Origin of the sequence: Streptomyces sp. GbtcB7 (assembly GCF_019091445.1) — a bacterium.
Lineage (GTDB): Bacteria > Actinomycetota > Actinomycetes > Streptomycetales > Streptomycetaceae > Streptomyces > Streptomyces mirabilis.
In genome coordinates this window covers 1-3,690 of the sequence record NZ_JAGXJM010000104.1, presented here as the reverse complement: position 1 = coordinate 3,690, position 3,690 = coordinate 1, and the positions used below count along the sequence as shown (strand labels likewise).

General features: G+C 70.4%; 4 protein-coding genes and 1 pseudogene. 3 read left to right on the top strand and 2 right to left on the bottom strand.

Features of this window, described 5'->3' with window-relative positions; all coding sequences use genetic code 11:
- Nucleotides 1-125: 125 nt before the first annotated feature.
- Nucleotides 126-935: pseudogene (arsM, locus tag KVT44_RS55290) on the bottom strand (arsenite methyltransferase); the annotation flags it as partial.
- A 151-nt stretch (nucleotides 936-1,086) separates the two neighbouring features.
- Here arsM and KVT44_RS55285 point away from each other — a divergent pair.
- From KVT44_RS55285 to KVT44_RS55275, 3 genes are read left to right on the top strand one after another with little or no spacing between them, the layout of a single operon-like run.
- Nucleotides 1,087-1,449 carry a MarR family transcriptional regulator gene (locus tag KVT44_RS55285; RefSeq protein WP_217576798.1) on the top strand — a complete coding sequence of 121 codons (363 nt, stop codon included), beginning with the start codon at nucleotides 1,087-1,089 and terminating at the stop codon, nucleotides 1,447-1,449.
- Complete coding sequence (locus KVT44_RS55280; protein WP_217576796.1) at nucleotides 1,446-2,879, top strand: MFS transporter; 1,434 nt, start codon at nucleotides 1,446-1,448, stop codon at nucleotides 2,877-2,879. The genes KVT44_RS55285 and KVT44_RS55280 overlap by 4 nt, the downstream gene beginning before the upstream one ends.
- Nucleotides 2,880-2,912: 33 nt before the next feature.
- Complete coding sequence (locus KVT44_RS55275; RefSeq protein ID WP_059130497.1) at nucleotides 2,913-3,206, top strand: DUF1330 domain-containing protein; 294 nt, start codon at nucleotides 2,913-2,915, stop codon at nucleotides 3,204-3,206.
- Nucleotides 3,207-3,332: 126 nt separating this feature from the next.
- On the opposite strand, the gene KVT44_RS55270 is transcribed toward KVT44_RS55275, so the two are convergent.
- Nucleotides 3,333-3,690 (bottom strand): transposase family protein (locus tag KVT44_RS55270; protein WP_217576793.1); only part of this gene is annotated, 358 nt, incomplete at its 5' end.

Below are 3,690 nucleotides of genomic sequence, written 5' to 3'. Positions count from 1 at the left end.
GACGTTTCCCCACGACCAGACCAACGAGCAGACAAGCCAACAGTCGCATGATCAACAGCTTTTGTTAGAGCCAGTTAGGGGCTGCGGGAGACCACCCTGAGGTGAGGTGTCGAACCGGCGTGCTGTCAGCCGCAGTTGCAGCCGGATGCGCTCTTGGCCTCGGCGACCGTGCTGTTCGGGTTGTCGGCCTGTTCAGCGGGAGTGCAGCAGGCGGTGACGCCGCAGCAGGAGTCGCTGCCCGTGCTCGCCTCAGCCTTGTTGCTGGTGGTGGGCTCTGTGGCGCGGACGATGGCGGAGTGCATGCCGTCGGCGACCGCGTGGGTGGGGCTGAGTTCGATGTTGGTGAACCCGGCGGCTTCGAGGCCCTGGCGGTACTCGGCGAAGGAGAGGGCTCCGGCGATACAGCCGACGTAGTCGCCGCGCTCGGCACGCTGATCGGGGGTGAGGGTGTCGTCGGCGACGACGTCGGAGATTCCGATCCGGCCGCCGGGCTTGAGGACCCGGATCATCTCGGCGAAGACGGCGGGCTTGTTGGTGGACAGGTTGATGACGCAGTTGGAGATGACGACGTCGATGGTGTTCGCGGGCAGCGGGATGGCCTCGATGGTGCCCTTGAGGAACTCGACGTTGGTAGCGCCGGCCTTCTGCTGATTCTCGAGCGCGAGGGCGAGCATCTCCTCGGTCATGTCGAGCCCGTACGCCTTGCCGGTGGGGCCGACGCGGCGAGCGGAAAGCAGTACGTCGATGCCGCCGGAGCCGAGGTCCAGGACGCGTTCGCCTTCGTGGAGGTCGGCCATCGCGGTCGGGTTGCCGCAGCCGAGGGAGGCGGCGAGGGCCTCAGCGGGCAGGGTGTCGCGCTCGTCTTCGGCGTACAGGGTGGAGCCGAAGTTGTCGTCGATCTCGATGGCCTCGGGTCCGCAACAGGCGGTGCCGCCCGCGCCAGTCGACCATTTACATAAACTATGAATATAAAAATGCTATGCTTCGAGCATGAGTCGTCAAGACACCGCTCCTGGCGCGTCCGCCGCCATCGGGGCAGCCCTCTACGGCCTGGCCGCCAGGGCCGCGAGACGCCTGCCCCGGGACATGAGCCTGACGTCCGCCGCCACCCTGGCCACCCTGGACCGGACCGGCCCGCGGCGCATCACCGATCTGGCCGCGGTCGAGGGCGTCACCCAGCCCGCGATGACCGTCCTGGTCCGGGTGATGGAGGAGTCCGGCCTGGTCGAGCGGCGGGGCGACGCGTCCGACAAGCGGGTCACGCTGGTGTGCCTGACCGAGGCCGGCGCGTCGTACGTCCGGACGCGACGCCAGGCGGGCGTCGACGCGTACGCGCGGTTGATCGACGAACTCACCGGTGACGAGGTCGAGGCCTTGGCAGCAGCCCTTCCGGCGCTGAAGCATCTGGCAGAGCTCGAAAGCCAGGACCGCGAAGGGCCGAAGCAGTGACCGGGCAGCCGGTCGGCGGGGTCGCGGTGAAGGCGTTCCCGGTGGCGCGTTCCGAGGCGCGGCTGCTGGTCCCCGCCCTGATGTTCATCGCTCTGGTCGTGGCGGCGGTCGCCAGCCTCGGGACGCCGCTCATTACCAGCGTGGCGACCTCGTTCCACGTCTCGCTCGGCAGCGCGCAGTGGACGCTGACCGTCGCGCTGCTCAGCGGCGCCGTCGCCACGCCGGTCCTGGGCCGGCTCGGAGCCGGCCCGCACCGGCGGGCCACGATCCTCGCCACGCTGGCGGTCGTCGTCGCCGGCAGCGCGCTCACCGTGCTGCCGCTGCCGTTCGCGTGGCTGCTGGCCGGCAGGGCGGCCCAGGGCGTCGGGCTCGGGCTGACGGCGCTGATGATGGGCGTGGCCCGGGACCACCTCCCCGAGGAGCGCAGCGCGGCCGTGGTCGCCCTGATCTCGGTGGTCTCGATCATCGGGGCCGGCGTCGGCTACCCGCTGGCCGCACTGCTCGCCGAGCTCGGCGGGGTACGGGCCGCCTACGGCCTCGGCCTGGTCGTCACCGCCGCCGCCCTCCTGACCGCGTGGCGCTCTATGCCCGGAGCCCCCGAAGGCCGCTCCGCCCACGTGGACGTGGCAGGCGCGGTCGTCCTGGCCGCTGCGCTGCTCCTGGTGCTGTTCCTCGCCGGCGAACGGAATCTGTGGAGCCGGCACCTCGCCGTGGCGGCGGGCCTCGCCGTCGTCGCGGTGGTGCTGCTCTGCGTCTGGGCCGTCATCGAGCTGCGCAGCACGACGCCCCTGGTCGATGTGCGGGCGGTGCGGCACCCGGCGGTCGCCGGGGCGAACCTCGCCATGTTCGTCGGCGGGATCGGCATGTACCTCCTGCTCACGCTCATCACCCGGTACGCGCAGACGCCGCACGGCGCCCGCTACGGCTTCGGGCTGACGACCTTCGTCGCCGGGCTGGTCCTCATCCCGTTCTCGGTGCTGGGGTTCGTCGCCGGCAAGCTCACGCCGCGGGTCCGGACGCGGATCGCCGACCCCCTGCTCCTGGCCGGCAGCGCCGTCGTGGTCGGCGGCGGGTTCGCCCTGTTCGCGGCGGCCCGGTCGGACCTGGCCGAACTGTTCGCGGCGATGGGCGTGCTCGGCTTCGGCGTCGGCGGCTTCTCGGCCGCGATGCCCGGCGTCATCCTGGCCGTCATCCCCAAGAGCGAGACGTCGAGCGCCATGAGCTTCAACTACGTCGTCCGCAGCGTCGGGTACTCCCTGGGCAGCGCCATCGGCGGCCTGATCCTCGCCGCGGGCACCGGCCCCGGCCACATCTTCCCCGACGACAGCGCCTACACCACCGCGGCGCTGGTCGGCATCGGCGCCATGGCGATCACGACGCTGACAAGCCTTGCTCTCGCCCGCCGACGCTCGTCCGAGACCAACCCGTAAGTCAGATGCACTCATCCCAACACTGGAGGTTCCATGCCCAAGGGCTACTGGGTCAGCGCCTACCGCACCATTTCAGACCCTGAGAAGCTGGCTGCCTACAACAAGCTGGCCGGTCCGGCCGTCGAGGCCGGGGGCGGTCGGATCCTCGCCCGTGGCAGTCGGGTCGTGGCGCATGACGCCGGAATCGCCGAGCGCACCGTCCTGATCGAGTTCGACAGCTTCGAGCAGGCCGTCGCGGCGCACGAGAGTGCGGCCTACCAGGAGGCGCTGGTCGCCCTCTCCGACGGCGTCGAGCGCGACTTCCGCATCGTCGAAGGCATCGACTGACCGAGGTCCAGTCGGATCTTCACTGAAGATCCACCATCTTGGTTTTCGCTGGTGCGGCTGCTGGTGTGGCGGGGTTCGTGGGTGCTCGTGCTGGTCGTGGGCGGCTGTCTTCGGTCTTGATCTCTGTCAGCGGTCGAGTTCGAGGTTCGTCAGGACGAGCAGGGCGCGGAGCAGGTTGGTGGCGCGGGCGCGGCTCGTGCGGAGTTTGGTGAGGATGCGCCAGGTCTTCAGGTGCGCGAAGCCGTGCTCGACGGGGGCGCGGCCGGCGGCGATGATCCGGTTGGCGGTCTTCTGGCCGGTGGTGAGCTTGCGGGCGCGGGTGGCCTTGTAGCCGGTGACGACGACTTGGTTGTTGCAGTCCTTGTCGAGGCCGAGGAAGCCCAGGTCGGCCAGGGCGCCGAGGCCGGCGGCTTTCAGGTGCTCGACGATGTGGTCGTGGCGGGCGGCGGTGATGTCGTGGGTGCGCCCGGGCCTCGCGGCGGAG